Genomic DNA, 1,879 nt, shown 5'->3' with positions numbered 1-1,879 from the left:
TGTGTCTGTTGTTTGAGAACTCAATAGTGTGCCAAGTTTGTTGATACCAATTTTTTATTGATTGGTTGAATTGACTGGATCGTCCGCCCCTGTGGGTGGTCTGGTTTTTACAGCTGGTTTCAAATTTTGCAGTGTGTGTTTCCCGTTTTCCCGGGGGCGCATGTTGTGTTCGTTTTGTTTTACTTCAACGGAGAGTTTGATCCTGGCTCAGGATGAACGCTGGCGGCGTGCTTAACACATGCAAGTCGAACGATGATCCGGTGCTTGCACCGGGGATTAGTGGCGAACGGGTGAGTAACACGTGAGTAACCTGCCCTTAACTCTGGGATAAGCCTGGGAAACTGGGTCTAATACCGGATATGACTCCTCATCGCATGGTGGGGGGTGGAAAGCTTTTTGTGGTTTTGGATGGACTCGCGGCCTATCAGCTTGTTGGTGAGGTAATGGCTCACCAAGGCGACGACGGGTAGCCGGCCTGAGAGGGTGACCGGCCACACTGGGACTGAGACACGGCCCAGACTCCTACGGGAGGCAGCAGTGGGGAATATTGCACAATGGGCGCAAGCCTGATGCAGCGACGCCGCGTGAGGGATGACGGCCTTCGGGTTGTAAACCTCTTTCAGTAGGGAAGAAGCGAAAGTGACGGTACCTGCAGAAGAAGCGCCGGCTAACTACGTGCCAGCAGCCGCGGTAATACGTAGGGCGCAAGCGTTATCCGGAATTATTGGGCGTAAAGAGCTCGTAGGCGGTTTGTCGCGTCTGCCGTGAAAGTCCGGGGCTCAACTCCGGATCTGCGGTGGGTACGGGCAGACTAGAGTGATGTAGGGGAGACTGGAATTCCTGGTGTAGCGGTGAAATGCGCAGATATCAGGAGGAACACCGATGGCGAAGGCAGGTCTCTGGGCATTAACTGACGCTGAGGAGCGAAAGCATGGGGAGCGAACAGGATTAGATACCCTGGTAGTCCATGCCGTAAACGTTGGGCACTAGGTGTGGGGGACATTCCACGTTTTCCGCGCCGTAGCTAACGCATTAAGTGCCCCGCCTGGGGAGTACGGCCGCAAGGCTAAAACTCAAAGGAATTGACGGGGGCCCGCACAAGCGGCGGAGCATGCGGATTAATTCGATGCAACGCGAAGAACCTTACCAAGGCTTGACATGAACCGGAAAGACCTGGAAACAGGTGCCCCGCTTGCGGTCGGTTTACAGGTGGTGCATGGTTGTCGTCAGCTCGTGTCGTGAGATGTTGGGTTAAGTCCCGCAACGAGCGCAACCCTCGTTCTATGTTGCCAGCACGTGATGGTGGGGACTCATAGGAGACTGCCGGGGTCAACTCGGAGGAAGGTGGGGACGACGTCAAATCATCATGCCCCTTATGTCTTGGGCTTCACGCATGCTACAATGGCCGGTACAAAGGGTTGCGATACTGTGAGGTGGAGCTAATCCCAAAAAGCCGGTCTCAGTTCGGATTGGGGTCTGCAACTCGACCCCATGAAGTCGGAGTCGCTAGTAATCGCAGATCAGCAACGCTGCGGTGAATACGTTCCCGGGCCTTGTACACACCGCCCGTCAAGTCACGAAAGTTGGTAACACCCGAAGCCGGTGGCCTAACCCCTTGTGGGAGGGAGCTGTCGAAGGTGGGACTGGCGATTGGGACTAAGTCGTAACAAGGTAGCCGTACCGGAAGGTGCGGCTGGATCACCTCCTTTCTAAGGAGCACCTACAAGCGCCGTCCTCATGTATGTGGGTGGTGGTGTTTGTCAGGAGTATATGCCCGTTGCGCAGACGTTTGTTCTGCGGCGGGTGCTCAAGGGTGGAATATCAATGAATAGGTGCCTGGTGGCACGGGCTGGTTGTTAGTACGGGTTGATCTCCTTTG

Annotated in this window: 1 rRNA gene; it reads left to right on the top strand. The window is 55.2% G+C overall.

Annotation, left to right across the window (positions count from 1 at the left end):
* Window positions 1-184: 184 nt before the first annotated feature.
* A 16S ribosomal RNA gene (locus AC50X7_RS18480) occupies window positions 185-1,709 on the top strand.
* The last annotated feature ends 170 nt before the right edge of the window (window positions 1,710-1,879 follow it).

Source organism: Pseudarthrobacter sp. Hb11, from assembly GCF_059383655.1.
This window is presented reverse-complemented; position numbering and strand designations above follow the sequence as displayed.